At 65.2% G+C, this 25357-nt stretch carries 19 protein-coding genes and 1 tRNA gene; 12 read left to right on the forward strand and 8 right to left on the reverse strand.

Annotated features, from left to right (window positions below; all coding sequences use genetic code 11):
- Positions 1-99 precede the first annotated feature (99 nt).
- From ABWP89_RS08685 to trxA, 7 genes are all read left to right on the forward strand, one after another.
- Entirely contained in the window at positions 100-2475 is a 2376-nt protein-coding gene (locus tag ABWP89_RS08685; protein ID WP_353228656.1) for a sensor histidine kinase, read from the forward strand.
- A complete protein-coding gene (tsaE, locus tag ABWP89_RS08690; RefSeq protein ID WP_353228658.1) occupies positions 2472-2924 on the forward strand; it encodes a tRNA (adenosine(37)-N6)-threonylcarbamoyltransferase complex ATPase subunit type 1 TsaE in 453 nt (150 codons plus the stop codon). Before ABWP89_RS08685 ends, tsaE begins: the two co-directional genes overlap by 4 nt.
- The gene (locus ABWP89_RS08695) at positions 2915-3946 is read left to right on the forward strand and encodes an aminoglycoside phosphotransferase family protein (protein WP_353228659.1); all 1032 of its coding nucleotides are present in this window, start codon (positions 2915-2917) and stop codon (positions 3944-3946) included. The genes tsaE and ABWP89_RS08695 overlap by 10 nt, the downstream gene beginning before the upstream one ends.
- A complete protein-coding gene (locus ABWP89_RS08700; protein ID WP_353228661.1) occupies positions 3943-4695 on the forward strand; it encodes a nucleotidyltransferase family protein in 753 nt (250 codons plus the stop codon). The genes ABWP89_RS08695 and ABWP89_RS08700 overlap by 4 nt, the downstream gene beginning before the upstream one ends.
- Before the next feature lies 1 nt (position 4696).
- Positions 4697-7696 (forward strand): double-strand break repair protein AddB, encoded by a 3000-nt coding sequence (addB, locus tag ABWP89_RS08705; protein ID WP_353228662.1) that lies wholly within the window; start codon positions 4697-4699, stop codon positions 7694-7696.
- Positions 7693-11196 (forward strand): double-strand break repair helicase AddA, encoded by a 3504-nt coding sequence (addA, locus tag ABWP89_RS08710; protein WP_353228663.1) that lies wholly within the window; start codon positions 7693-7695, stop codon positions 11194-11196. Before addB ends, addA begins: the two co-directional genes overlap by 4 nt.
- A gap of 67 nt (positions 11197-11263) precedes the next feature.
- Positions 11264-11584: a thioredoxin gene (trxA, locus tag ABWP89_RS08715; protein ID WP_353228665.1), complete on the forward strand. Its 321-nt coding sequence runs from the start codon at positions 11264-11266 to the stop codon at positions 11582-11584.
- 25 nt (positions 11585-11609) lie between these two features.
- On the opposite strand, the gene ABWP89_RS08720 is transcribed toward trxA, so the two are convergent.
- The 3 genes from ABWP89_RS08720 to argJ are packed head-to-tail and all read right to left on the reverse strand — an operon-like array spanning position 11610 to position 14250.
- Entirely contained in the window at positions 11610-12413 is an 804-nt protein-coding gene (locus tag ABWP89_RS08720) for an inositol monophosphatase family protein (RefSeq protein WP_353228667.1), read from the reverse strand.
- Positions 12410-13027 carry a glutathione S-transferase family protein gene (locus ABWP89_RS08725; RefSeq protein WP_353228668.1) on the reverse strand — a complete coding sequence of 206 codons (618 nt, stop codon included), beginning with the start codon at positions 13025-13027 and terminating at the stop codon, positions 12410-12412. Before ABWP89_RS08725 ends, ABWP89_RS08720 begins: the two co-directional genes overlap by 4 nt.
- Complete coding sequence (gene argJ, locus ABWP89_RS08730; RefSeq protein ID WP_353228670.1) at positions 13024-14250, reverse strand: bifunctional glutamate N-acetyltransferase/amino-acid acetyltransferase ArgJ; 1227 nt, start codon at positions 14248-14250, stop codon at positions 13024-13026. Before argJ ends, ABWP89_RS08725 begins: the two co-directional genes overlap by 4 nt.
- A 126-nt stretch (positions 14251-14376) precedes the next feature.
- On the opposite strand from argJ, the gene ABWP89_RS08735 reads away from it, so the two are divergent.
- Together ABWP89_RS08735 and secA are read left to right on the forward strand one after the other, a co-directional pair.
- Entirely contained in the window at positions 14377-14637 is a 261-nt protein-coding gene (locus ABWP89_RS08735) for a hypothetical protein (RefSeq protein ID WP_353228672.1), read from the forward strand.
- Positions 14638-14744: 107 nt separating this feature from the next.
- The gene (gene secA, locus ABWP89_RS08740) at positions 14745-17498 is read left to right on the forward strand and encodes a preprotein translocase subunit SecA (RefSeq protein ID WP_353228674.1); all 2754 of its coding nucleotides are present in this window, start codon (positions 14745-14747) and stop codon (positions 17496-17498) included.
- 12 nt (positions 17499-17510) lie between these two features.
- Here secA and ABWP89_RS08745 read toward each other — a convergent pair whose 3' ends face one another.
- The 3 genes from ABWP89_RS08745 to ABWP89_RS08755 form a co-directional block, all read right to left on the reverse strand.
- Entirely contained in the window at positions 17511-19409 is a 1899-nt protein-coding gene (locus ABWP89_RS08745; RefSeq protein ID WP_353228676.1) for a methyl-accepting chemotaxis protein, read from the reverse strand.
- Positions 19410-19631: 222 nt separating this feature from the next.
- A complete protein-coding gene (locus tag ABWP89_RS08750; RefSeq protein WP_353228678.1) occupies positions 19632-20273 on the reverse strand; it encodes a cytochrome P460 family protein in 642 nt (213 codons plus the stop codon).
- Positions 20274-20428: 155 nt separating this feature from the next.
- Complete coding sequence (locus ABWP89_RS08755) at positions 20429-20797, reverse strand: hypothetical protein (RefSeq protein ID WP_353228680.1); 369 nt, start codon at positions 20795-20797, stop codon at positions 20429-20431.
- Between the two features lie 198 nt (positions 20798-20995).
- Between ABWP89_RS08755 and ABWP89_RS08760 the strand changes: the two genes are divergently transcribed.
- Complete coding sequence (locus ABWP89_RS08760) at positions 20996-21349, forward strand: hypothetical protein (RefSeq protein ID WP_353228681.1); 354 nt, start codon at positions 20996-20998, stop codon at positions 21347-21349.
- Between the two features lie 211 nt (positions 21350-21560).
- On the opposite strand, the gene ABWP89_RS08765 is transcribed toward ABWP89_RS08760, so the two are convergent.
- A tRNA-Asn gene (locus tag ABWP89_RS08765) sits at positions 21561-21635 on the reverse strand.
- Positions 21636-21723: 88 nt separating this feature from the next.
- A complete protein-coding gene (locus ABWP89_RS08770) occupies positions 21724-22506 on the reverse strand; it encodes an NAD kinase (protein ID WP_353228682.1) in 783 nt (260 codons plus the stop codon).
- A 100-nt stretch (positions 22507-22606) separates the two neighbouring features.
- Between ABWP89_RS08770 and ABWP89_RS08775 the strand changes: the two genes are divergently transcribed.
- Complete coding sequence (locus ABWP89_RS08775) at positions 22607-23983, forward strand: EAL domain-containing protein (RefSeq protein ID WP_353228684.1); 1377 nt, start codon at positions 22607-22609, stop codon at positions 23981-23983.
- Between the two features lie 87 nt (positions 23984-24070).
- Positions 24071-25321, forward strand: a complete 1251-nt coding sequence (locus tag ABWP89_RS08780; RefSeq protein WP_353228685.1) for an MFS transporter — start codon at positions 24071-24073, stop codon at positions 25319-25321.
- Positions 25322-25357 lie beyond the last annotated feature (36 nt).

Below are 25357 nucleotides of genomic sequence, written 5' to 3' on the forward strand. Positions count from 1 at the left end.
GCGGGGGGCAACCCCGGCCGGTTTTTTGTGTGCGCTTTGTTCAGGTGTCGGGCCGCTTCCACATTGTAATTCCCGCAGTACAACTCTAGCCATGGCAGCATGACCCTGAACCCCGCCGCCCTGGCCGTGATCGGGCTGCTGCTGGCGGCATGGACCGTGGCAGCGGCCAGCGCGGTGCTGACCGCCCGGGCACGGGCACGCCGGGCAGAGGCCAGCCAGCGGCTGGCGCGTCGCCTGGCGCGAATGGTGGATGATGCCCCCGCGCTGCCGATGGTGGTGCGTGCCGATGGCCGCATCGAAGGCCCGGCACGGCTGGCGGGCTGGTTCGGGCTGGATGCCATGCCCGGATACCTGTCCGAACTGGATGGCGGCGGCGATGGCGCGGGCGCCGGGTTTGACGAATATCAGCTTTCACTGCTGAGCGATGCGGTGCGCCGCACCCAGAAAACCGCTGCACCGTTCCGCCTGTCGTTGTCCCCGCGCGGGACGGGCAAGGCGCTGGGGGTGCGCGGGCATCTGGCCGATCCGCAGATTTCGCCTGCCGGCGCCGCGCTGGTGTGGTTTTTCGATGCCAGTGAAAGCGAAGAGGAATTGCGCAACCTGCGTGCCGAGGCGGCGAGCGCGCGCGCCGATTTTGCCGGCCTGTCGGGTTTGATTGAGGCGGCGCCGCTGCCGATGTGGTTTCGCGGCGCCGATCTGGCACTGCGGCTGGTCAACACCGCCTATGTCCGCGCGGTTGGCGGGCGCAGCGGGGTTGATGTGGTGGCCGCCGGGTCCGAACTGGTCGAACCGGCCGATGGCCTGGCCCCGCGCGATCTGGCGCGCCAGGCGCTGGTGCGCGGGATGCCGGTGGAACGCGTGGTGTCGGCCACGATTGGCGGCCAGCGCCGGTCATTGCGCGTGATCGATCTGCCGCTGGGGGACGACGGCGTGGCCGGCTATGCCGTGGATATCGAGGAAATGGAGGAATTGACTCGCCAGTTCCGCCGCTTTCGCGACGCGCAGCGGCAGATGCTCGATACCATGTCGGCGGCGATTGCGCAGTTTGATGACCGGCGCAATCTGGTGTTCGTCAATCAGCCGTTCCTGCGGATGTTTGCGATTCCGCCGAACTGGATCACCGATACGCCGCCGTTTGATCGCGTGCTCGATCGCATGCGCGACGGCGGCCGCCTGCCCGAAGTCCGCGATTTTCCCGAATGGCGGCGCGAACGCCAGGGCTGGTTCCTTAGCCGCGAGGCGCGGGAGGAACCGTGGCATCTGTCCGACGGCACCCATTTGCGCGTGGTGGCACAGCCGATGCCCGATGGCGGGCTGCTGATGATATTCGAGGATCGCACCGAACAGCTGCAATTGTCCGCCACGCGCGACACGCTGTTGCGCACGCGCACCGCGACGTTTGACAATCTGTTTGAATCGCTCGCGGTGTTTGGCCCCGACAGCAAGCTGCAGCTGTGGAACCGCCGGTTTGCCGCCGACTGGAGCCTGGATGAAGACCTGCTGGCGACGCATCCGCGCGCCGATGTGATCCTGGCCCAGATCGCGGCAAAGCTGCGCCGCCCGTCGCAAGTTGCCACGATTGCCCAGGTGATTGAGGCGGCCACGCTGGAACGGCGGCAGCAGACCGGGCGACTGGTGCTGGCCGATGGCCGCACCCTGGCGTTTGGCGGGGTGCCCTTGCCCGATGGCAACGGGCTGCTGACCGTGCTCGACATCACCGATTCGCAAAAGGCAGAGACGATGTTGCGCGAACGCAATGCCGCGCTGGTTGAAGCGGACGCGGTGAAAACCCGCTTCATCGCCAACATGAGCTATGAATTCCGCACGCCGATGACCTCTATCCGCGGGTTTGCCGAAATGCTGCAGGGCGGGTTGGCAGGCGATCTGCCCGATCAGGCGCGCGACTATGTCGATGCCATCCTGGTTTCGGTCGAACGGCTGAGCGAACAGATTGAATCCGTGCTTGACCTGTCGCAGGGAGAGGCAGGCACATTGCCCGTCGCGCGAGAGGCGGTGGCGATGTTCGCGCTGTTGACCGATGTGGTGAACGAACGCGCGGACCGCATTGCGCAAGGCCAGCTGACACTGGATCTGCGTGGCAGCGATGCGGTCGGCACGGTGACCGGCGACAGCCGCCGGTTGCGCCGCGCGTTTGGCCACCTGGTGGACAATGCGATCGATGCGACCCCGCCGGGCGGGCGCATTCTGGTCGAATGCACCCGGCGCCCCGATCGCAAGGTGCAGGTGGTTGTATCGGACAACGGCCGCGGGATGCAGCCGGCGCATCTGGCGCGCGCGATCGAAGGGCTGGCGATTGCCGCAGAACCGGGTAGCGGGGCGGGCGGCGGGGCCACCGATCGCCGGGTCGGGCTGGGCTTGCCGCTGGTGCGCCAGTTGATCGATGCGCATGGCGGGTCGATCGAGCTGATGTCCGAACCGGGGCAGGGCACCAGCGCCATGGTGCTGCTGCCGTGACCGTGGTCCTGTTGCCCGATCTGGCTGCCACCGCCGCGCTGGCCGCGCAGATTGCGCGCGCGCTGCAACCCGGTGACGTGGTGGCGCTGCACGGCGGGCTGGGTACGGGCAAAACCACGCTGGCCCGTGCGATTCTGGGCGCGCTGGGGCATGATGGAGAGGTGCCGTCGCCGACTTTTGCGATTGTCGAGGTCTATGATCCGCCCGGGGTGCGGTTGCCGGTGGTGCATGCCGATTTTTACCGCCTGCGCACCCCGGCAGAGGCGGATGAGATCGGGCTGGACGATTATCGGCAGGGTGCGGCGCTGATTGCGGAATGGCCCGACCATGCCGGCGGCTTTGCGCACGAGCCGGGTTGCCTGACCATCCACATGGAAACCATCGAAAAAGGCCGCCGGGCCATTGTCGAGCCGGGTCGGCTTTGGCAAGAGCGTGGGCTATGGATCTGAACATTCCCGACAATGCCCTTCCCGAAACCGGCCTGGCGTTTCTGGCGCGTGCCGGATGGGCGGGCGCGGATATCCGGGCACTGCCTGGCGATGCCTCGTTCCGGCGCTATTTTCGCATTGTGAAAGATGGCGGTGCCAGTGCGATGCTGATGCACGCGCCGCCGCCGCGTGAAGACCCGGAACCGTTCCTGCGCGCGGCACGCTGGCTGGATGACAATGCGCTGCGAGCGCCGGTGATCCTGGCCGATGATGCGGCGCAGGGCTTTGTCCTGCTGGAGGATTTTGGCGATGTGCGGGTGCGCGAATATGTCGATGCCTGGCCCGATGATGAGGCAGAGGTATACCGCGCGGCCATCGCCACGCTGGTCCGGCTGCACCGGCTGCCACCGGGCCCGTTCACCAATTATGGCCTGAATGAATATCTGCGAGAGGTCCGCCTGTTCACCGATTGGTATTGCCCGGCGCGCGGGCTGTATATCGACGGGCGCGGCTGGACCGAAGCGTGGGAGGTGGTGCTGGCGCCGTTGCTGGCACGCCAGCGCCCTGGCGTGACCGTGCTGCGCGATTACCATGCCGAAAACATCATGCTGATCGAAGGGCTGGATGCACAGGGCCTGCTGGATTTTCAGGACGCGCTGGTCGGGCATCCGGCCTATGATCTGGTGTCGCTGTTGCAGGATGCGCGCCGCGACGTCGCGCCAGAGCTTGAGGCCGCGATGTTTGACCATTATTGCCAGGCCATGGCCGCCGGGATCGGCACCGCGTTTGATACCGAACAGTTTTTTGCCGATTATGCGCGGCTGGGGGCACAGCGCAACACCAAGATCATCGGCATTTTTGTCCGGCTGTGGAAACGCGATGGCAAACCGCGCTATCTGGATCTGATCCCGCGGGTGTGGGCGCTGCTGGAACGCGATCTGGCGCATCCTGCGCTGGCGCCGGTGGCGGCGTGGTTTGATCGCAACATTCCGGACGAATTGCGCGGGTCGGCCGGTGTGGCAGGCGGGTCGTTCGCGCCATGACCGGTGAAGCCGTTCAGCCGTCATCGTCTGACCGCGCCCTGGTGACCGATGTGGCGATGCTGTTGTCGGCGGGCATGGGCAAACGCATGCGCCCGCTGACCACTACCCGGCCCAAACCGCTGGTGCGCGTCGCGGGCAAGCCGCTGATCGATTACAGCCTGGACAAACTGGTTGAGGCCGGCGTTACCCGCGCGGTGGTCAATGTGCACTATCTGGCCGACCAGCTGACCGCGCATCTGTCCGCGCGCAAGGCGCCCGCGATCGCCATTTCGGATGAAACCGGCGCTTTGCTGGAAACCGGTGGCGGCATGGTGCACGCGCTGCCGTTGATCGCGGCGGACCCGTTTTTCTGCCTGAACACCGATGCGATCTGGCTGGACGGGCCGCGCAATGTGTTTGCCGCGCTCAGCGACGCGTGGGACGATGCGCGGATGGATGCGTTGCTGTTGCTGGTGGGGCATGCCCGCGCGCGCAATTATACCGGCATGGGCGATTTCCATCTTGATCCGCTGGGGCAGATTTCGCGGCGCCGCCCAGGCCGCGTGGCCCCGTTTATCTTCACCGGCATTCAGATCGTGTCGCAACGCCTGTTGCGCGATGCGCCCGCCGGGGCATTTTCCACCGGCATGCTGTGGGACCGCGCGATCGATGAAGGCCGTCTGTATGGCATGGTACACGGCGGATTGTGGTTTGAAGTCGGCACCCCGACCATGATTGCCCCGACCGAAGCCGCGCTGGCGGAAGTTTGACGTGGCCACCGGAGGGCCGCAGCTTTATGCGATTGCGGCGCACCGGGGCTTTGCCGATGCGCTGGTTGCCGGGCTGATCCCGCGCTATCGCGAAGACGGTTTTGGCCTGGCGCGGCTGACCCTGCTGTTGCCCAGCCGGCGCGCGGTGCGCAACCTGACCGAGGCGTTTGTGCGTGCCAGCGGCGGTGCGCTGATGCTGCCGCGCATGGTGGTGGTGGGCGACCTCGATCTGGATGAATCGCTGGGGCTGCTGTTTGATACGCTGGATGACGCCATTCCCCCGGCGGTCGATCCGGCGCTGCGCCTGCTGATTCTGGCGCGGCTGGTGCGCGATGAACTGGCCGCCGATCCGCAAGCGAACGTGCCGGGCGAAGCCGCGCTGCTGCGGCTGGCACGGTCGATTGGCGAAACGATCGACCGCCTGCTGATCGAGGATATCGCGCCCGATCGCCTGCTCGATCCGCACGTGATCGGCGTGGTCGGTGATCTGGCCGAACATTGGGCGGCATCGACCCGGCTGTTTGCGCGCGTGCTGGTCCGGTGGCAGGTGGAATGCGATTTGCGCGGCGGCACCGATGCGCCGCAACGGCGCAACCGGCTGCTGCGGCTGCTGGCCGATCGCTGGGCTGCATCGCCGCCGCTCTATCCGGTGGTCGCCGCCGGGGTCACCTCGGCCGCACCGGCGGTGGCGCAATTGTTGCGCGTGGTGGCGGAACTGCCGGGCGGGGCGGTGGTGCTGCCCGACCTTGATCTGGCGCTGGATGCGGCAGTGTGGGATGCGCTGGGCCATGCCGGTGCACCTGATGGCGCGGATGAACCCGTGACCTTTGGCCGGCACGACATCGTTACCCACCCGCAATACCACCTGAAACTGTTGCTGGCGCGCATGGGCGTGGCGCGTGACGAGGTTGCGCCATGGCACCGCGCCGGGCCATCGGCGGCGCCGCCGGCGCGCAGCCGTGCGATTTCCAATCTGTTCCTGCCGCCCGTGGCCAGCACGATCTGGGCCAGCCTGGCACCCGATGATCGCAGCCTGGCCGGCGTGCGGCTGATGGCCAGCGCCAATCCGGGTGAAGAGGCGCTGGCGATTGCCGTGCTGGTGCGCCGTGCGCTGGCCGTGCCCGAACGGCGCGTGGCGGTGATCACCCCCGACCGCGGCCTGGCCGAACGCGTGATCGGGCATTTGCAGCGCTGGGGCATCGCCGCCGATGACAGCGCCGGGCGTCCATTGCCACAGACCGCGGCCGGGCGTCTGCTGCTGTTGCTGGCCGAAACCTGGGCCGAACGCGTTGCGCCGGTGCCGCTGATCGCGCTGCTGGGGCATCCGCTGGTGGCGGGCGATGATGGCCGCGCCGCCTGGCTGGACCGGGTGCGCCAGCTCGATCTGGCCTTGCGCGGGCCACGGCCGGGGCCGGGGATCGCCGGCTTGCACGCGCATCTGCAAAATATGCGACGGCCCGATGCAGCGCTAAGCGCATGGTGGGATGGGGTTGGCCTGACGCTGACCCCGGTGCTGATGCGCGACGCCCCGCTGCCGCTGGCCGAGGCATTGGCGCTGCTGGTGGAGGTGGCAGAGGCGCTGTGCGGGGATACGATCTGGGCCGGGGCCGATGGTCGTGCGCTGGCGCAATTTGTCGAAGAATGGAGCGCGGCAGCGGGTGACCCCGCGCTGGCCGACACGACCGTCGATCCTGCCGAATTGCCCGCGATGCTGCGCGACGCTCTGGATCAGGTGGCGGTGCGGCCCCCCTATGGCGGGCACCCGCGCCTGGCCATCTATGGCCTGATCGAGGCACGGATGAGCCGCGCCGATCTGGTGATTTGCGGCGGTCTGGTCGAAGGCACCTGGCCGGCGGCGCCTTCGTCCGATCCGGTGCTGGCGCCGGCGGTGCTGCGCGCGCTGGGCATTCCCGGTGCCGATTTTCGCATCGGGCTGGCCGCGCACGACTTTGCCGCCGCGCTGGGCGCACCCGAAGTGGTGCTCAGCCATGCGCTGCGCGACAGTGGCGGGCCGACCGTGCCGTCGCGGTTTCTGCTGCGCATTCGCGCCATGGCCAGTGATCGTATCGCCATCGAGCGTGATGCCGTGGATTGGGCGCAGGCGCTTGACCGGGGCGATCGCGTGTCGCCCGCGCCGCGACCGCTGCCAATGCCCACTGCGGCGCAACGCCGTGTCGATATCGCGGTGACCGCGCTCGACCGGTTGCGCGGCGATCCCTATCAGTTTTACGCAAGCGCCATCCTGCGGCTGCAATCGCTTGATCCCATCGACGCCGATCCCAGCCCGGCCTGGCGCGGTACTGCCGTTCACGCCATTCTTGAAGCGTGGCACAGGGCGGGCGCGCCGCCGGGCGAACTGGTGCCATTGGCCGAACAGGCGCTGGCACGAATGAGCGCACACCCGCTGATGCGCGCGCTGTGGCAACCACGGCTGATCGACGCGCTGTTGTGGATAGAGGATCAGCACGATCGCCTGACGGGTGAAGGGCGGCGGGTGGTGGCGTTTGAAAAGTGGGGCAAACTGACCGTGCGCGGAGTGCTGATCAAGGGCCGCGCCGACCGCATCGACCGATTGCCGGATGGCACGCTGGCGATTGTCGATTACAAGACCGGTGGCCCCCCGTCTGGCAAAATGGTCGCCGATGGCTTTGCGCTGCAATTGGGGCTGATCGGGCTGATGGCCGAACAGGGCGGCATCGACGGCGTGACGGGGACGCCGACGCGGTTTGAATATTGGTCCTTGTCCGCCCGCAAAAAGGAAGACGGTTTTGGCTGGAGCGACGAACCGATCCGCGAAGGGCGCAAGCGCAGCGGGGTGGCGCGCGATGAATTCCTGCCGCTGACGCTGCGCTATCTTGACGAGGCGCTGGACCAGTGGATTTTGGGGTCTGACCCCTTTACCGCGCGGCTCAACCCCGATCAGCCGGGCTATGCCGATTATGATCAGCTGATGCGGCTGGATGAATGGATCGGCCGTGACCGCAGCGGGGATGGCGCATGAGTGCGGCCAAGACACTCGCGCAACAAGTGCGCCGGTTGCAGGGCAACCAATTGGCGGCGGTCGCCCCTGATCGCAGCGTGTGGCTGTCAGCCTCGGCGGGCACCGGCAAGACCGAAGTTTTGACATCGCGCGTGCTGCGGCTGCTGCTGGAACCCGGGGTGACGCCTGACCAGATCCTGTGCCTGACCTTTACCAAGGCGGGCGCTGCGGAAATGGCGACCCGGATCGGCGAAAAGCTGGCCGACTGGGTGCGGATGGAGGCGACCGAACTGGCCACGCACCTGATGGCGATTGGCGCCGCGCACGATCCGGCCACGCTGGCACGCGCGCGCAGCCGGTTTGCCGCGGTGCTCGATTGCCCCGGTGGTGGCCTGCGCATTGAAACCATCCATGCCTTTTCGCAATGGCTGCTGTCGGCCTTTCCCGAAGAAGCGGGCCTGCGCCCCGGATCACGCGCCATGGAGGACCGCGATCGCGACCTGCTGGTGCGCCGCGTGCTGATTGATCTGCTGGTGCGCGCAGAGGAAACCGGCGACAGCGTGTTTATCGAAGATCTCGCGGCGCTTAGCCGGCGCATGGGCGAGAGCGATCTGACCCGGTTTCTGCTGCGTTGCGCCGCTGCCACTGAGCTGTGGACCGGTCCGGGCGCATGGCAATCGCCGCTGCGCCCGCGCATCAACCGGCTGGTCGGCCTGCCCGCGGATGCCGGTGAAGGATTGTTGGCCGAATGGTTTGACGATGCGGTGTTTCCGATGGCCGAACTGCGGCGCTGTGCCGACGCCGTGCATGAATGGGGCACCAAGACCGCCGATGGCATGATCGACCCGATCGACCAGTGGCTGGCCGCCAGTGCGGAAATACGCGCCGCCAGCTGGCCGGCGCTGGCGGGCGCATTGTTCAAGGCCGATGGCGAACCCAAGCATGTGAAGAACCTGACCAAGGTCAGTCCGGCCTATCCCGACGATATCGCCGTGCTGGGTGAAGCGATCGAGGCGGTGCGCGAACTGGCGCGCGCGCTGGCGCTGGTCGATCTGGCCACCCCCGCGCTGGGGCTGGGGCGGCGCTTTGCGCTGGCGTGGGAAGCGGCCAAATCGCGCGAAGGGTTCATCGATTTTGACGACCAGATTCGCGCCGCCGCCGCGCTGCTGACCCGGCGCGATGCGGCCGACTGGATCCGCTTCAAGCTCGACCGGCGGTTCGATCACGTGCTGGTGGATGAGGCGCAGGATACCAATGCCGCGCAATGGCGCATCGTGCTGGACGGCCTGACCGGCGATTTTTTCAGCGGCGCGGGCAAACTGCAGGATGAAAATGCCGCGCGCACGCTGTTTGTGGTGGGCGATTACAAACAGGCGATTTTCGGGTTTCAGGGCACCAGCCCGGAAAATTTTGCGCACGCCAAACAGCGCGTGGCCACGCAATTGCGCGACCTGGCACAGGCGGCGGATGATCCAGCGCTGGAATTGGACGATCTGGGGCTGGGGCGGTCGTTCCGCAGCGCGCAGCCAGTGCTCGATTTTGTCGATCTGGCGATTGAATCGATTGGCCCCGCGCAATTCGGCCTGCCCGACCCGCCCGATCCCCATATCGGCCATGCCATTCCCGGGCTGGTCTGCCTGTGGCAACCGGTCGGGCAGGTGGTGGACAGCGATGACGCCGATGGCGCGGATGACTTGCCGGATGGCGATGCGGGCGGCGATGAAACCTGGCTGTCGGGCACCGATCGTGAACTGGCCGGGCGCATCGCGCGGCAGGTGCGGCAATGGCTGGACCACGGGTTTCCGCTGACCAAGGGCCGCGTGCGGCGCGCCAGCGCGGGCGAAATCATGGTGCTGGTGCGCAAACGTGGCGCGCTGGCGGCGCTGATCGTGGCGCGGCTGCATGCCGAAGGCGTGCCGGTCGCGGGCGTTGACCGGTTGCGGCTGGGCGCGCCGCTGGCGGTGAAGGACCTGATGGCGGCGCTGCAGTTCTGCGTGCAACCGGGCGATGATCTCAATCTGGCAGGGCTGCTGGTATCGCCCTTGCTGGGCTGGACGCAGGCAGATTTGCTGGAGCACGGCTATCGCCCGGCGGGCACGCGGCTGTGGGACCATCTGCGCAGCCACGAAGGCCCGGCGACGCATCGCACCATGGCCATGTTGCGCGATCTGCTGACGCGCGCTGACTATATTTCACCGGTGGCGATGCTCACCTGGATTCTGGTCGGGCCGTGGCAGGGGCGCAAAGCGCTGATCGCGCGGCTGGGCGAAGAGGCCGGCGATCCGATTGATGAACTGGTCAACGCCGCGATGGCGCATGCCGCCAGCCACGTGCCCAGCCTGGCCGGATTTTGCCACTGGTTTGCCGCTGGCGATGGCGATGTAAAGCGTGAGGCGGGCGGGCAGGACAATCTGGTGCGGGTGATGACCGTACACGGATCAAAGGGTTTACAGGCGCCGATCGTGATTCTGGCCGATGCCACCGCCGATCCGGGCAAGAAGCTGCCGTCACCGGTCGCGCTCAACGATGGCGATGGTCGCGCTGTGCCGCTGCCGCCATTGCGCAAGACCGAAAAGCCCGAACGCGTGCGCCAGGCAGAGGTCACGGCCCAGGCCGCCGAGCGCGAGGAACACTGGCGGTTGCTGTACGTGGCGATGACTCGCGCCGAAGAGGCGCTGTTTGTTACTGGCGCGCTCGGCCCCCGCGACAAGGGCGTGGTGCCGGACAACAGCTGGTATGCCGCGCTGGCGCAGGTCATGCCCGATGGCGCCGATCGGGCGGATTCGCGGTGGGGGCGGCGCTGGCACTATGGCGCGCTGGCCGCTCTGCCGCCCCAGGATAGCGGGACACTGGCCACCGCAAAGCCGGCACTGCCGGGCGAATTGCTGGTCGCGATCGGCCCTGAACCCCGCCCGCTGCGGCCGCTGGCACCCAGCGCGCTGGGTGAGGACGCCGCGCCCGCGCCGCCAACCCGCCCTGGGCCGGGCGCGCGCAATGCGGCACGGCGCGGCACGCTGTTGCACCGCCTGCTGGAACGCCTGCCCGATGTGGCGCCCGATCGCCGCGCGGCGGCGGCGGCGCAATGGCTGGTGCGCACGGCCAGTGATCTGCCCGCCGACGAACGCGACCGGATGGTCGCATCGGCGCTGGCGGTGCTGGGTGAGCCGGGCTGGAACGCCGTGTTCGGGCCGGGGTCCTTGGCCGAGGTCGCCATCGCCGCACTGGTTGGCACCCGCATGATCAACGGCACGATCGACCGCATGGTGATCACGCCGGATACGATCCGCATTGTTGATTTCAAGACCGACCGCCGCCCGCCCGACAGCCTGTCGGCGGTGCCCAATGCCTATTTGCGCCAGATGGCGGCCTATGTTGCGGCGCTGCAGGTGATCCATCCGGGCCGGCAGGTAGAGGCGGCGTTGCTGTACACCGCCACGCCCCGGCTGTTCGTGTTGCCCGATGCACTGCTGACGGCGCAAAAGCTGGGCCTTATCGCCACAGAGGAAACCTTTTCAGGCTGATCGGTTGCATGGCGGCCGCCCGTGCCTAGATAGGGGCACGACCTTTTTTTGCGGGAGTTTATCAATCATGGGCACCAAATCCGTTACCGACGCCAGCTTTGCCGCCGACGTGCTGTCTTCGCCACTGCCGGTGCTGGTCGATTTCTGGGCGGACTGGTGCGGCCCGTGCAAGATGATCGCGCCTGCGCTGGAAGAAATCGCCGAAGAACTGGCCGGCAAGGTGTCCATCGTCAAAATGGACATTATGGAAAACACCCAGGTGCCCGGCGACATCGGCGTGCAATCAATCCCGCTGCTGGTGCTGTTCAAGGACGGCAAAGCGGTTGCGCAGAAACTGGGTGCCGCACCCAAGAGCCAGCTGAAAGGCTGGCTGGAAGGCGCGTTGTAATTTTTCTCCCCAGACCGGGGAGGAATTACAAACCCGTCAGCCGCTCTGCCATGGCATCAAACAACGCCGGGCTGGATGCGGCGATCAGCCCCGGTTCCAGGTGGCAGTCCACACGATAGGGGCTGCCATCGGGCCGGGCGGCGCGGCCGCCGGCCTCGTTGACGAACAAGACGCCCGCCGCATGGTCCCACGCCAGCGTGCGTTCAAAGATCGACACGTCGTTCACCCCCAGCACGATGCGCGGGTACTGTTCCGCCGCACAACGCGGGATATCGACCACGGTGTAATGCGGCGCCACGTGCGCCTTCATCGCCGCACGCCGATCGGGATCGAGGAACACCAGCGATATGGCGGCGATCGGCGGTTGCGCCCCGGTGGTGCGCGCGGTCACGCGTTCGCCGTTCACCCACGCCCCATGCCCGCGATGCGCGGCGCAAAACCGCCCGGTCAGCACGTCATAGATCCACCCGGCGATTGTTTCGCCGCGTTCGGCCAGCGCAATCAGGATGCCGAATGGCGGCTTGCCGGTCGCAAAATTGTTGGTGCCATCCAGCGGATCGATAATCCAGCACAGGCCATCGCCCAACCGTTCCAGCACTGCCGGGTCGGCATGCGCGGCCTCTTCGCCGACGATCGCCGCCTCTGGCAGGATGCTCGCCAGCGCCTCGGTCAACAAGGCTTCTGCATCGGTGTCGGCCACCGTCACCATGTCATCGACAGCCTTGGCCACGACCTGGCTGGCGGTCAGTTGCTGATATCGCGGCAGGATCGCGGTCTGCGCCACGCGCGCCATCAGCGCGCCAATCTGGTCATCCAGCGCGCGCGTCATGTCAGCGCGATCATCACATGTTCGGCATAGCCGGGCCGATCGGTCAGCCCGGCGTACCAGTCTTCCAGATTGGGCAGCGATGGCCGATCGTGCGGCAGCGCAAAGAACGTGTGGGCGTAGACCCCCATTGGCATGTCGGCGATGCCAAAGCGGTCGCCCGACAGATAGGGCGTGCGCGCCAGTTCGGCATCGAGGATACGCGCCAGCGGGACCGTAGCAGCCAACGATGCAGCGACCGCGGGATCGTCGGCCGATTTGCCGCCACGCACGATCCCCAGAAACGCACCGCGCTGCGCATCGGAAAAATCGAAATGCCAGTCCATCCACTTTTCCGCCTGCGCCCGCGCGCGCGGGTCGGCATTCCGCCACGCGGGCGCATGCGCGTCGGCCAGATAGCGCAGGATGGTGTTCGATTCCCACAGCGCAAAGCCGCCCGGCACGCTGTCATCCTGGATCATCGGCACCAGCCGGTTGGGGTTCAGCGCCAGATATTCCGGGGTATAACCAAACGCGCCGCCCATATCGATGCGGTGGTGGTCGATGCCCATTTCGACCGCCGCCCACAGCACTTTTTTCACATTGTGCGAATTGGGCCGGCCCCAGATCGTGATCATGACCGGTAATCGGCGTTGATCGCGATGTAGCCGTGCGTCAGATCGCAGGTCCACACCGTGGCGCGGCCCTGGCCCAGCCCGATATCCACCTCGATCGTGATGTCGCGCCCTTGCAGATGTGCGGCCACTGGTGCCTCGTCATAATCGGGCAGGGGTTGGCCATCGCGCGCGGCCCAGGTGCCGCCAAAGCCGATCGACAGGCGGTCGCGGTCGGCCGGTTCGCCGGCCTTGCCCACCGCCATCACCACGCGGCCCCAATTGGCATCCTCACCCGCGATCGCGGTTTTCACCAGCGGCGAATTGGCGATGGCCAGGCCGATGCGGCGCGCGCTGTCATCCGACACCGCGCCCGATACCTGCACCGTAATGAATTTCTGCGCGCCTTCGCCATCGCGCACCACCAATTGCGCCAGATCGCGGCATACTGCCGCCAGCGCTGCGGCAAAGGCATCGGCGCCGGGCGAATTTTCATCGTCGATGCGCGGATTGCCAGCCTTGCCCGTGGCGAACGCCAGCACGGTGTCGCTGGTCGAAGTGTCGCTGTCGACGGTGATGCACGAAAAGGTGCGCGCATTGGCGGCGGACAGTGCTGCTTGCAGAAAGGCAGGCGCGACATCGGCATCGGTGAAAATATAGCCGAGCATGGTCGCCATATCGGGCGCGATCATCCCCGATCCCTTGATGATTGCCGCCAGCGTGACGGTGGCTTCACCAACCACGGCAGTCGCGGTCGCGCCCTTGGCAAAGGTATCGGTCGTGCCGATCGTGCGCGCGGCCTCTTCCCATGTCGCCAATGGCGCGGTGAAGGCGGCGGCGATCCCGGCCCGTGCCTTGTCCTTGGGCAGCGGCACGCCGATCACCCCGGTGGAGGACACGAACACCTGTTCGCGGGGGGTGTGCAGATGCGCGGAAACCTGGTCCATGATCGCCTCAACCGCTTCGCGCCCGCGATAGCCGGTAAAGGCGTTGGAATTGCCGGCATTGACCACCAGCGCGCGCGCCTGCCCCTGGCCCACGTTCTGCCGCCCCAGTTCGACTTCGGATGAACAGCACACGTTGCGCGTAAACACGCCCGCCACGCTGGTGCCCTCGGCCAGCTCGACATAGGTCAGATCGCAGCGCCCCCAATCCTTGTACCCCGCACGCACCGTGTGCAGGGCAACACCGGCAATCGGCGGCATCATGGGAAAGGGGCGGGCGAGGGGGGAGATGGTGTCGGACATGATGCTGGGCTCTAATCAATGCGTGCCCCCGCGTCCATAAAGCAAAGATACTCCCCGTTCGGAGAGGATCAGGTTTGTGCGCTTTGGCAATGGACGATTAAGCAAATTGCGCTTATCTGGCACGCGATGCGTTTTCTGCTGGTTCTTCTTGCCATGTTGTCGGGGCTTTCGCTCGCCGATGTCGCGGTTGCGTCATCGCCGGCGGAGATTGTCGGGCGCGCGGCGCTGGCCCAGGCTGAAAGCGCCCCGGTTGCAGCCACCTGCCCGGTACGGGCGCGGATGGCGCGCGCGGCGGTTCGGCTTGATCTGACCCGGCCCTTGCCGCCGGTTGATGCCGGGCTGGCACAGCCCTGCGGCGTTACGATCGCCGATCAACCGCACGAATAGCGCGGGGCCGGGCGCAGCTGTCGGCGCGCCGCCTGTTTGCCATTTCATCACGGCCGCGCATCGATTGCGCGCCTGCAATCACAATTCAAATCATCGGGAAATTGTCCATGTTCGCCTCCATCGCCAAGGCCGTATTCGGCTCGTCCAACGATCGCTATGTCAAATCGCTGGACAAGATTGTGCGCAAGATCAACGCGTTCGAACCGGCGATGGAGGCGCTGTCAGACGCCGAACTGACCGCGCAGACGCAGAAATTCCGCGACCAGATCGCCGCCGGGCAAACGCTTGACGATGTCCTGCCAGAGGCATTCGCGACATGCCGCGAAGCATCGCGCCGCGTGCTGGGGATGCGCCATTTCGATGTGCAGATGATCGGCGGGATCGTGCTGCATCGCGGTGAAATCGCCGAAATGCGCACGGGTGAGGGCAAGACGCTGGTGGCGACGCTGGCGACATACCTCAACGCGATCGAGGGCAAGGGTGTCCATGTTGTCACCGTCAACGATTACCTGGCGCGGCGCGATGCCGAATGGATGGGGCAGATCTATCGCTTTCTGGGGCTGAGCGTGGGCGTGATCGTGCCCAACCTGAACGAGGAACAGCGGCGCGCGGCGTACGATTCCGACATCACCTATGCCACCAACAACGAGCTGGGTTTTGACTATCTGCGCGACAACATGAAGCATGAACGCAGCCAGATGGTGCACCGGCCGTTCAACCACGCGATCGTCGATGAAGTCGATTCGATCCTGATCGACGAAGCGCGCACCCCGCTGATCATTTCCGGCCCCACCGAAGACAAGAGCGACCTGTATGTGTCGGTCGATGCGGTGATCAAGCAGATCGACCCCGTCTATTATGAAGCCGATGAAAAGCAGAAGACCGTCAACCTGACCGAAGACGGCGTCGAATGGGCGGAACGCGAGCTGGAGGCGGCCGGGCTGCTCGAAGGGTCGAACCTGTATGACATGGCCAACACCATGGTCGTGCATCACCTTGACCAGGCGCTGAAAGCCAATGTCATGTTCAAGCGTGACATCGATTATATCGTCAAGGACGGCAAGATCATCATCATCGATGAATTTACCGGCCGCATGATGGATGGCCGGCGCTGGTCAAACGGGCTGCACCAGGCGGTCGAGGCCAAGGAAGGCGTGCGGATCGAGCCCGAAAACCAGACCATGGCATCGATCACGTTCCAGAACTTTTTCCGCATGTATCCCAAAATTTCGGGCATGACCGGGACCGCCGCAACCGAAGCGCCCGAATTTTTCGACATCTACAAGATGAATGTCGTCACCATCCCCACCAACGTGCCCGTGCTGCGGGTGGATGAAGAAGACGAATTCTACAAGAACACGCACGACAAATTTGGCGCCATCGCCAAGCTGATCCGCGACAAGCACGAAATCGGTCAGCCGGTGCTGGTCGGCACCGTATCGATCGAAAAGTCGGAACTGCTGTCGGACTTCCTGAAAAAGGAAGGCGTCGTGCACGCGGTGCTCAACGCCCGCTTCCATGAACAGGAAGCGCATATCGTGGCGCAGGCCGGCGCACCCGGTGCGGTGACCATCGCCACCAACATGGCTGGCCGTGGCACCGACATCAAACTGGGCGGCAATACCGAATTCCGCATCGAAGACGAACTGTCGGACATGCCCGAAGGCCCCGAACGGCAGGCGGCGATCGCCAAGATCGAGGCCGAAGTGGCCGAGGCGCGCGACAAGGTGCTGACTGCGGGCGGGCTGTGCGTGATTGGCACCGAACGCCATGAAAGCCGCCGTATCGACAACCAGTTGCGCGGCCGGTCCGGCCGCCAGGGCGACCCCGGCCTGTCGAAATTCTACCTCTGCCTTGAAGACGATCTGCTGCGCATTTTCGGGCCAGACACGATGTTTTCACGGATGATGAACGCCAACCTGGCCGACGGCGAAGCGATTGGTTCGCGCTATCTGTCAAAGGCGATCGAAATTGCGCAGAAAAAGGTTGAGGCGCGCAATTACGACATCCGCAAACAGGTCGTAGAATACGACAACGTGATGAACGACCAGCGCAAGGTGATTTACGAACAGCGTGCCGACATCATGGATTCCGACGCTGTTGGCGATGTGGTGATCGACATGCGCCAGGATACCATCAACACGCTGGTCGGCGATGCCTGCCCGCCTGGGTCCTATCCCGAACAGTGGAACGTGGCAGAGCTGAAAACGCGGGCATCCGATGTGCTGGGCATGGATGTGCCGATCGACGACTGGATGACCGAAGACCATCTGGAACCCGAAGCCATCGAAACGCGCATTACCGCGCTGGCAGAGGCGCAGATGGACGCGCGCATCGCCGGGTTTGAACCCGAAGCCTGGGCCAATCTGGAAAAGGCGATCCTGCTGGAACGGCTGGATCACCATTGGAAAGAACACCTCGCCACGCTCGATGCGCTGCGCCAGGTGGTGTTCCTGCGTGCCTATGCGCAGAAAACCCCGATCAACGAATACAAACAGGAAGCGTTCGGGCTGTTTGAAAAGATGCTCCACGCCATCCGCGAAGACGTCACGCGTATACTCATGACGGCCGAATTCCGCATGCAGCAGCCCGATCCCGCGTCGTTTGGTGCGCTGCCCGATCTGCCCGATTTCCTGACCGCGCCGGGCACCCTGTTCAGTCATGTCGATCCGCTGACCGGCGAAGATGACAGCCGCCCGATCCCCGGACCGGCATCGGCGCTGGGCATTCTGGGTGCACAAGGCCCGGGGCAGGCACCGGGCGCGGGTGACCCCTGGGCCGGGCAGGGCATCAGCCGCAACGCGCCATGCCCGTGCGGATCAGGCCAGAAATACAAGCATTGCCACGGGACTGCCGGCTGAACCCGTCAGGCGTCAGCCCCAGGCGGCGCGATTGGTGCCCGCCACGGCGAAATCGTCATCCAGCGATGACCAGCCGGAATCGGAGACGGGCGCCGGTGCGGGTGGCGCATCCGTCGCGCTGTTACCGCTATTTCCGGTCAGGGTGTTGCGCCGCTTGGCCAGATTGGCGTCGATCGCGGCCCCGCGGCTTTCCACATCGCGCGTGCGGAACTGGCTGACCATCATTCCCAATTGCGCCGCCTCGTCGCCCAGCGCACGGGCCGCGGCGGTGGTCTGTTCGACCATGGCAGCGTTTTGCTGGGTCACGCGGTCCATTTCGCCAACCGCTTCGTTGACCTGGCCCAGGTGCGTGGCCTGGTTTTGCGCGGTATCGGCAATGTGGTTGACCATTGCGGTCACTTCACCAACGCGTTCGACAATTGCGCGCAGCATCGCCCCGGTTTCGCCCACCAGGGTAACCCCGTGATCGACCTGGTTGGTCGAACTGGTGATCAGGGTCTTGATATGGTTTGCGGCATCGGCAGAACGTTGCGCCAGCGCGCGCACTTCGGTTGCGACCACCGCAAAGCCGCGGCCTGCTTCGCCAGCGCGCGCCGCCTCGACCCCGGCGTTCAGCGCCAGCAGGTTGGTCTGAAACGCGATGCCGTCGATCACCCCGATGATCTGGCTGATTTCCTGGGTTGACCGTTCGATTTCGGCCATCGCCTCGATCGCGCGGGTGACCACTGCGCCGCCCGCGCTGGCCTCGGTCTGGGCGCGCACGATGGTGTTGCGCACGGCGGCGGCGCCGGCGGCGGTTTCCTGCACGCTGGCATTGACCTGGTTCATGGCCGCCGACGTTTCCTCCAGCGAAGCCGCCTGGCGCAGATTGCGCTGTGACAGATCGTCGGTGGAACTGCGGATATCGGCGATCGACCGTGTAAGCGAGGATGCGCCGACCCGCACAGAGCCGAGCGCCTGGGCCAGCGAACGCGCAGCACGGTTGAAATTGCTGCGCAATTCTTCGTATTGCGGGGGCAATTCGGTATCGACGCGGTATTCCAGATCGCGTTCGGCCAGCTGGGCCAGGCCGCAGGCGAGCTCGGTCACCACCAGTTGCTGGTCAATCTCCGACTGCTGCATGGTCAGCGCGGTCTGGCGGAAAATGCCGGCCGCGGCGGACATCTGTTCGATTTCGTCGCCATCGGGATTGCCATCGATCACCGCGTCATAATCGCCCCGCGCCATGCGACGCAGCGTCGCTGCCAGATCCTCGACCGGGCTGATGATGTTGCGCATCACGAACCGGCTGCTCCACGTCAGCGCAATCGCCATGGCCAGTGCGGTGGTCAGGGTGACCGCCAGCGACACGATGAACAGCGTTTCTGCGGTCGCCGCCTCATGATCGCGTTCGGCCTGAATGGCCTCGCTCAATGTTTCCTGGCTGTGTTCAAAGCGGTCGAAGGAGGCGTTGAAGCTGTCGAGCGCTGTGTGGTAATCCTGCGGAAACCGGGTGATGCGATCGGCTATTGTGCGGGCGTTGGTGACATAGTTGTCGCGATCCACCACGGTTTTGCGCACGGCTGATTGCAATGGTTCGTCATAAGTCTGCGCAAATACGAAATCATAGGCTTTGATCAGCGTGTCGATATTGTCTGCTGTGCCGGACAGGGCTTCGTGCACTTTGCCGGTGTCGCCGCGTTGCTGCGCGTCGATCAGGCGGAACACATCGTTCTGGATGCCATCGTGTTTCATGTCGCCCAGCATCTGGTGCTGGGTGACCGAGGTCATCAATTGCTGACGCAGGTCCAGCACATGGCTGGCATACTGAAGGTAGACGAACGCCGCCGCCTGGACCACCGCCACGCAGACGAGCACGATCACCGACAATGCATACCGCTTTTTGATCGTCACCGTTTGTGCTGACGACATATCCCGCCTCCATGACAGCCGTGCGGGTTGTTGGCTGCGGGGGCCGGAGCGGCCTGCCGCCATGCTGGCCCGGCACGGGGAGTGCGATGGTTAGGCGGTTCGGGGTAACATTGTGCAGTCTGCGCCCTCGGGATAGTTCCCTAGGTCGGACGACAGACTTCCTTGGCATGGTGACGAAGTGTTTGGGGGACCAGTGGCGCGCGAACAGAACTGCGCCGCTGGTCAGCCGCCGGTGCCGGCGGCGCTTTGACGATATTCCGGCGCCAGTGTGTGTTTTGCCCGGGCCACGCCGATCAGCGTCGGGTAAAACTGAACAAACGTGCTGTCGACCGCGCCATGCGCGCCGTGGCAGGCATAACAATCGTCGCTGGGCGGTCGCGCCCGCGCCGGCTGACCCGGGCTGACCGAAAAAAAGGCCCAGCCGCCAAACCGCCGGGTGTCCTTTACATGCAGTTCCAGGTCGGTCACCGCCTCGCCCTGAAACTGGCCTGACTTGTTGATCGACCCTTTGGTTAATCCATCGCGCGATTCCTTGACCAGCACGGCCCCTTCGGGCCAGCGACCGGTGCGGCGAAAGGCGCGCAACGCGGCAGGATCGACAAACACGTTGTCAAACACATGCGCGCCCGGCTGGCCCACCGTGGCGTCGTAATTCATGTCGATCCCGGCGGTCAGGAACGGCCAGTCGCGGTATCCCGGTGGTGCGATCGCGCGTCCATCGGCGGTAAACGACAAGGCCGCAGCCGATCGCGATGCTGCGACTGGCCGCGCCGCCAGACGGGCAGGGCCAAAATTGCTGGCGGCAGGATCGGTAACCCCGATACTGGTCATTCCCAGACCGGCCAATGCACAGGTCATTACCATGAATTGCGGTTTCATGCGGTCACGCCTGAATGCAGCCGGACCAGCGCTGAATTGCGCCGCCAGCCTTGCGGGTAGGGCCGATCGGGGCACGATCAAGCAATCACCCCCAGCGGGTGATCGTGATCGATCGCGCCCCGATCATCAAAAGGGTGGCGTCAATGCGCGCCGGGCGTGCCGCACTTGGCAAACTGGCCCTTGGCATTGCGGCAGCGCTGCGCCGGTGCGCCGGACTTTTTGGCTGCCTTGGCTGCGGTCGCCTTGGCTGCGGGTGCCTTGGCGGCGGCTGCAGACGGAGCAGCGACCGGGCTTGCGACGGCCTTTGGCGCGGCCGGGGCGGCCTTGGGCTTGGCCGGGGCGGCCTTGGGCTTGGCCGGGGTGGCCTTTGCCGCGGCGGCGGCCGGCGGACATTTGGTGAACTTGCCGTTGGCATCCTTGCATGGCGCGGCCAGGGCCGGCGATGCGATCAGCGCGCAGGCGGCCATTGCGGTGGCGGCGGCGGTGGCAAACTTGGTGACAAAACGCATTGTGCTCTCTCCCGGTTAACTACCGCATCATGCCTGCTTGCCGGGGTTGATGCAATATTGCTTGAACCGGATGGCGCAAAACCACCCGCCGGTTTGATCGCGCAGTGCCGTGAACCGAATGGCGCAACACCCGCCTGCATGCTATGGCAGCGGGTGCCGCGCGGGGGAAAACGTGCGTGCAAGCAGGGGACAACGGGCATGAGCATGTTTGATTCAATTCTGGGCCAACTGGGCGGAAATCTGGATGTGGCTGGCATTGCTGCGAAAGTCGGGATCGACCCGGCAATGGCACAGACCGCGATCAGCGCGCTGGCCGGTGCGCACAGCCAGCCCGGTGACACGGTCGATACCGCCGCTGCACAGACCGGCATCGACAGCGGCACACTGGGCCAGATCGCCGCGCAGCTTGGCGGTGAAGGCGGGCTTGGCCAGTTGAACGAGATGATCCAGAGCCATCCCCAGGCCGCCGGCCTGCTCAACATGCTCGACCGCGATGGCGACGGCAATCCGATCAACGATGTGCTGGGCATGGCCAAGGGTCTGTTCGGCTGAAACCGGACGGGCGTCACGCCGATCCGCGTGGCGCCCGGGTTTGCCGGGCGAACCAACGATTGTGCCTGCACGGCTACCAAAATGTGGGAAAAACCGGCGACGCCATCGGGCACGATCATGACCGTGCGGCCTGGTTACCGGTAACGGTATGGGGATGATCCAGGCGATCTTGCAGCAAGGCATTGAAAATGCCCGGACTTCAGCAAGAAAATGGCTCCCTGAGTAGGATTCGAACCTACGACCACCCGATTAACAGTCGAGAGCTCTACCGCTGAGCTATCAGGGAACAGCCTCGGTTGCCCGGGGCAGAGCGGCTAAATAACAGGCGTTTCCGGTTTGGCAAGCGCCCAAATCATGGATTCCCTGCAAAAATATCATACCATGAACTGTTCGGCGAAAATCCGTTCGTCCAGACTGCGGCCCTTGTCGAACAGCAGTGTCAGCTGGTGTTCGGGCCAGGCGCGGACGCGCACTTCGCGCACATCGCGCACTTCCTTTTGATCGGCGACGACCAGCACCGGGCGTTTGATCGATTCCCGCGCGCGAAACATGATCTCTGCAGTTTCGGGCAGGATCGCGCCGCGCCAGCGCCGCGGGCGGAACGGGCTGATCGGGGTGAGCGCCAGCATGTTTGACCCCAGCGGCAGGATCGGGCCGTTGGCCGACAGGTTATAGGCGGTCGATCCCGCCGGGGTCGCCACCAGCACACCGTCGCAGCTCAATTCCGGGATGCGCACTTTGCCGTTGACCGTCACCTCCAGCTTGGCCGTCTGGCGCGTTTCGCGCAGCAGCGACACCTCGTTGATTGCCCACGATGTCATCACTTCGCCGGCATTGGTGGTCGCCTCCATCCACAGCGGCGATACCGCGATGCTGCGCGCACGGGCCACGCGTTCGTCCAGAGAACGACTGGATTTCAGGCGGTTCATCAGGAATCCGACTGTGCCCAGGTTGATGCCGTAGACCGGTTTGATGCGACCGTTGTCGAGCATGTTGTGCAGGATTTGCAGCATGAAGCCGTCGCCGCCAAGCGCGACCACCACGTCAGCCTGGTCAAGATCAACCCAATCGCGGCTTTTGCGCAATTCGGCCTCGGCATCCTGCGCACGCTCGGTCGGCGATGCCACCAGCGCGAGCCGGGTATGGGTATCGGACATGGTCCCCTCAAAGCCTGCCGTGGCTGTGCTGTGCCCGGGTATGGGCCAATCCGCCCGTGGCGCACAGTGGCAATGCATCGCGTGTTTATGGAGCGCCCCATTGTGGTGCAACGATTATTGGTCATGCCATGATGATTTCCGCATCGACATCGATTATGCCCCTGCGATGCAGGGTACCAAGCGCGCATTTGCCGAACCATCCGATGATCTGACCGGGCTTGCCGGGTCCGATGCCGCGCGCGACTGGATCGATGCCGCGGTGGCTGGCACCGGCGCCTGGACGATGCTGATCAGCCTGCCGCGCCTGCAATCGGTCAACCTGGCCTATGGCAAGCCGGCGGGTGACCAGGTGCTGGTCGATGTCGCCAACCGCCTGCGCGATTTTGCCGGGTCGCAGTTTGGCGCGGATACGCTGATCGCGCGGCTGGCGGGGGGGCAATTCCTGCTGGGGTCGCGCGAACAGTGCGACCGTGACCGCTGGCAATACCTGGCAGAGGCGCTGGGGCGCGTGATCGCCCGCACGCTGACGGTCGAAGGCGATGCGCTGCACGTGGTGCCGCGCATCGCGCTGCTGGATGCGCGAAACCATGACAATGGCGATGGGGTGATTGACCGGCTGGCGCGCGCGGCGGCTACGCTGGAACGCCTGCCCGGCTGGCGGGTGATGTGGGGCGATGAAGGCGATGCCATCCCCGGCGGCAGCACCGCCGCGCTGGAGGCGGACCTGCTGGGCGCGATGCACCGCAACGAGATTGCCGTACTGTTTCAGCCGCAGTTCGATTGCCGCACCGGCGCGCTGGCCGGGGCAGAGGCGCTGGCACGCTGGGAACACCCGCGCTTTGGGCGGATTGCTGCCGAAACGTTGTTTGCGGTGGCCGATCGCGGTGACCACGTGGCGCAGTTGTCGCAGCATATTGCGGCCCATGCACTGACGCTGGCGGCGCAATGGCCGCAGCCCTTGCGCCTGTCGCTGAATATCACGGCAGAGGATTTTGCGGTGGGTGATGTGGCCGCCAATGTCCGCGCGCTGCTGGACCGGACCGGGTTCGCCGCCGGACAGCTGACGCTGGAAATCACCGAACAATCGCTGATCGGTGATTTCGATGCCTGCGCCCGCGCGCTGCAGACGCTGGCGGAGGATGGCGTGCGCGTTGCGCTGGATGATTTCGGCACCGGCTATTCCAATTTTCGCGCGTTGCGCGCGCTGCCGCTGGATACGCTGAAGCTGGACCGGTCGCTGGTGCGCGACATCGCGGTCGATCCGCGTGACCGGGCCATCGTGGCGGCGATGATTGCCATGGCCCGCGCGCTCGATCTGAAAGTGATCGCCGAAGGGATCGAGGACGAACAACAACTGGCCATCCTGCGCGCCGAGGGGTGCGACCTGTTCCAGGGCTTTTTGCGGTCGGGGCCGGTATCGGCGGAGGAATTTGCCGCGCTGGCGGGGCAATCAGGGCCACCGGTGCCACGATCCTGATCGGGGCCAGGTCCGATATGGCCGAAACAAGGTGGTTGCACCAGACCTGACCGTTATGCAAAGCCTTGCGCGCGTTGGGAGACGAGCATGACAAGCAAACAAGCCCGGTCGGCCGATATGGACCACACTGCCGGGCGCGGGCTGATGCTGGTGATGCTGGTGCTTGCCGCAATGATCAACTCTGCAGACCGGGGTATTCTGTCGCTCGCTACGCCGGCGATAAAGGCCGAATTTCATTTTAGCGACAGTGAACTGGGGCTGCTCGGCGGGCTTTCTTTCGGCGTATTCTACGGGCTTGCCGCCTTGCCAATCGGCTATATCGCGATGCGCGCCAACCGCCGCAGCCTGCTGGTGGCCTGTATGGTGTTCTGGAGCTGCTCCACCGCGCTGACTGGCCTGGCGCGCGGATTTGGGAGCCTGTTTGTGGCACGATCGGCGGTCGGCATGGGTGAGGCCGGGGGCTTGCCGCTGTCGCTGTCGCTGATTGCCTCGCGCTATGATGTGCATGAACGTGCTGCCGCCAGCGGATGGATCACTGCCGGGCAATCGTTCGGTGGGATAGTCGGTGCGTGGATTACCGGCTGGCTGATTGCGTCGGCCGGCTGGCGAAGCGCTTTTTTCGTGCTGGGCATGCCCGGGCTGCTGCTGGCGCTGGTTTTGTGGACCACGGTTGCCGAACCGCGCTTGCCAAGCGCAGAGCCGGTGCGACTGGGCACGGTTCTGCAGGTCTGGCGCAGGCCGCTGATGCGCGAACTCACCATCGTTTTCGTGCTGACCTCGATTGTCGCTTATGGCTCCTTTTCGTGGATGCCGTCGTTCTTCGCGCGGCAGTTTCACCTTGGCGCGGCTGCAATCGGCCTGTTGAGCGGAGTGGTCGTCGGGTTCGGCAATCTGGCCGGCGCGCTTTCCGCCGGTCAGATCGTGCATCATCGCGGACGCAGTCGCGCGGGCTTTGCCATGGATGTGGCGGGCTGGATATCTTTGATGGCGGTTCCTGCCGGGATCATCGGCAGTTTTACCACCAACTTGCCGCTGGCGGTGGTGATGATGGCCATTGCATCGTTTGCCAGTGGTGCACGAACCGCCCTGTTTTATGCGGCGGCGCAAAATAGCGCGGATCACGATACCCGTCCGATGGTCATTGCAATCCTGGCTTCGCTGACTGTGCTTGTCGGATCAAGCGTTGGCCCGGTTCTGATCGGGGTGATCAGCGATCATGCCCCTGGCGGCATTGCAACTGCACTTGCTTGCAGCTTCGCGCTGCCGATCACGATCGTGTTTTACTGCTGGTCCATCGCACGGCGGCTCCGCGCCGAAGACGAAGCGTCGGCCGCATAAGCGGGCCTGTTACCGGACCTCGATCTTGCGCCGTGT

Source organism: Novosphingobium sp., assembly GCF_040398825.1.
Taxonomy (GTDB): Bacteria; Pseudomonadota; Alphaproteobacteria; order Sphingomonadales; family Sphingomonadaceae; genus Novosphingobium.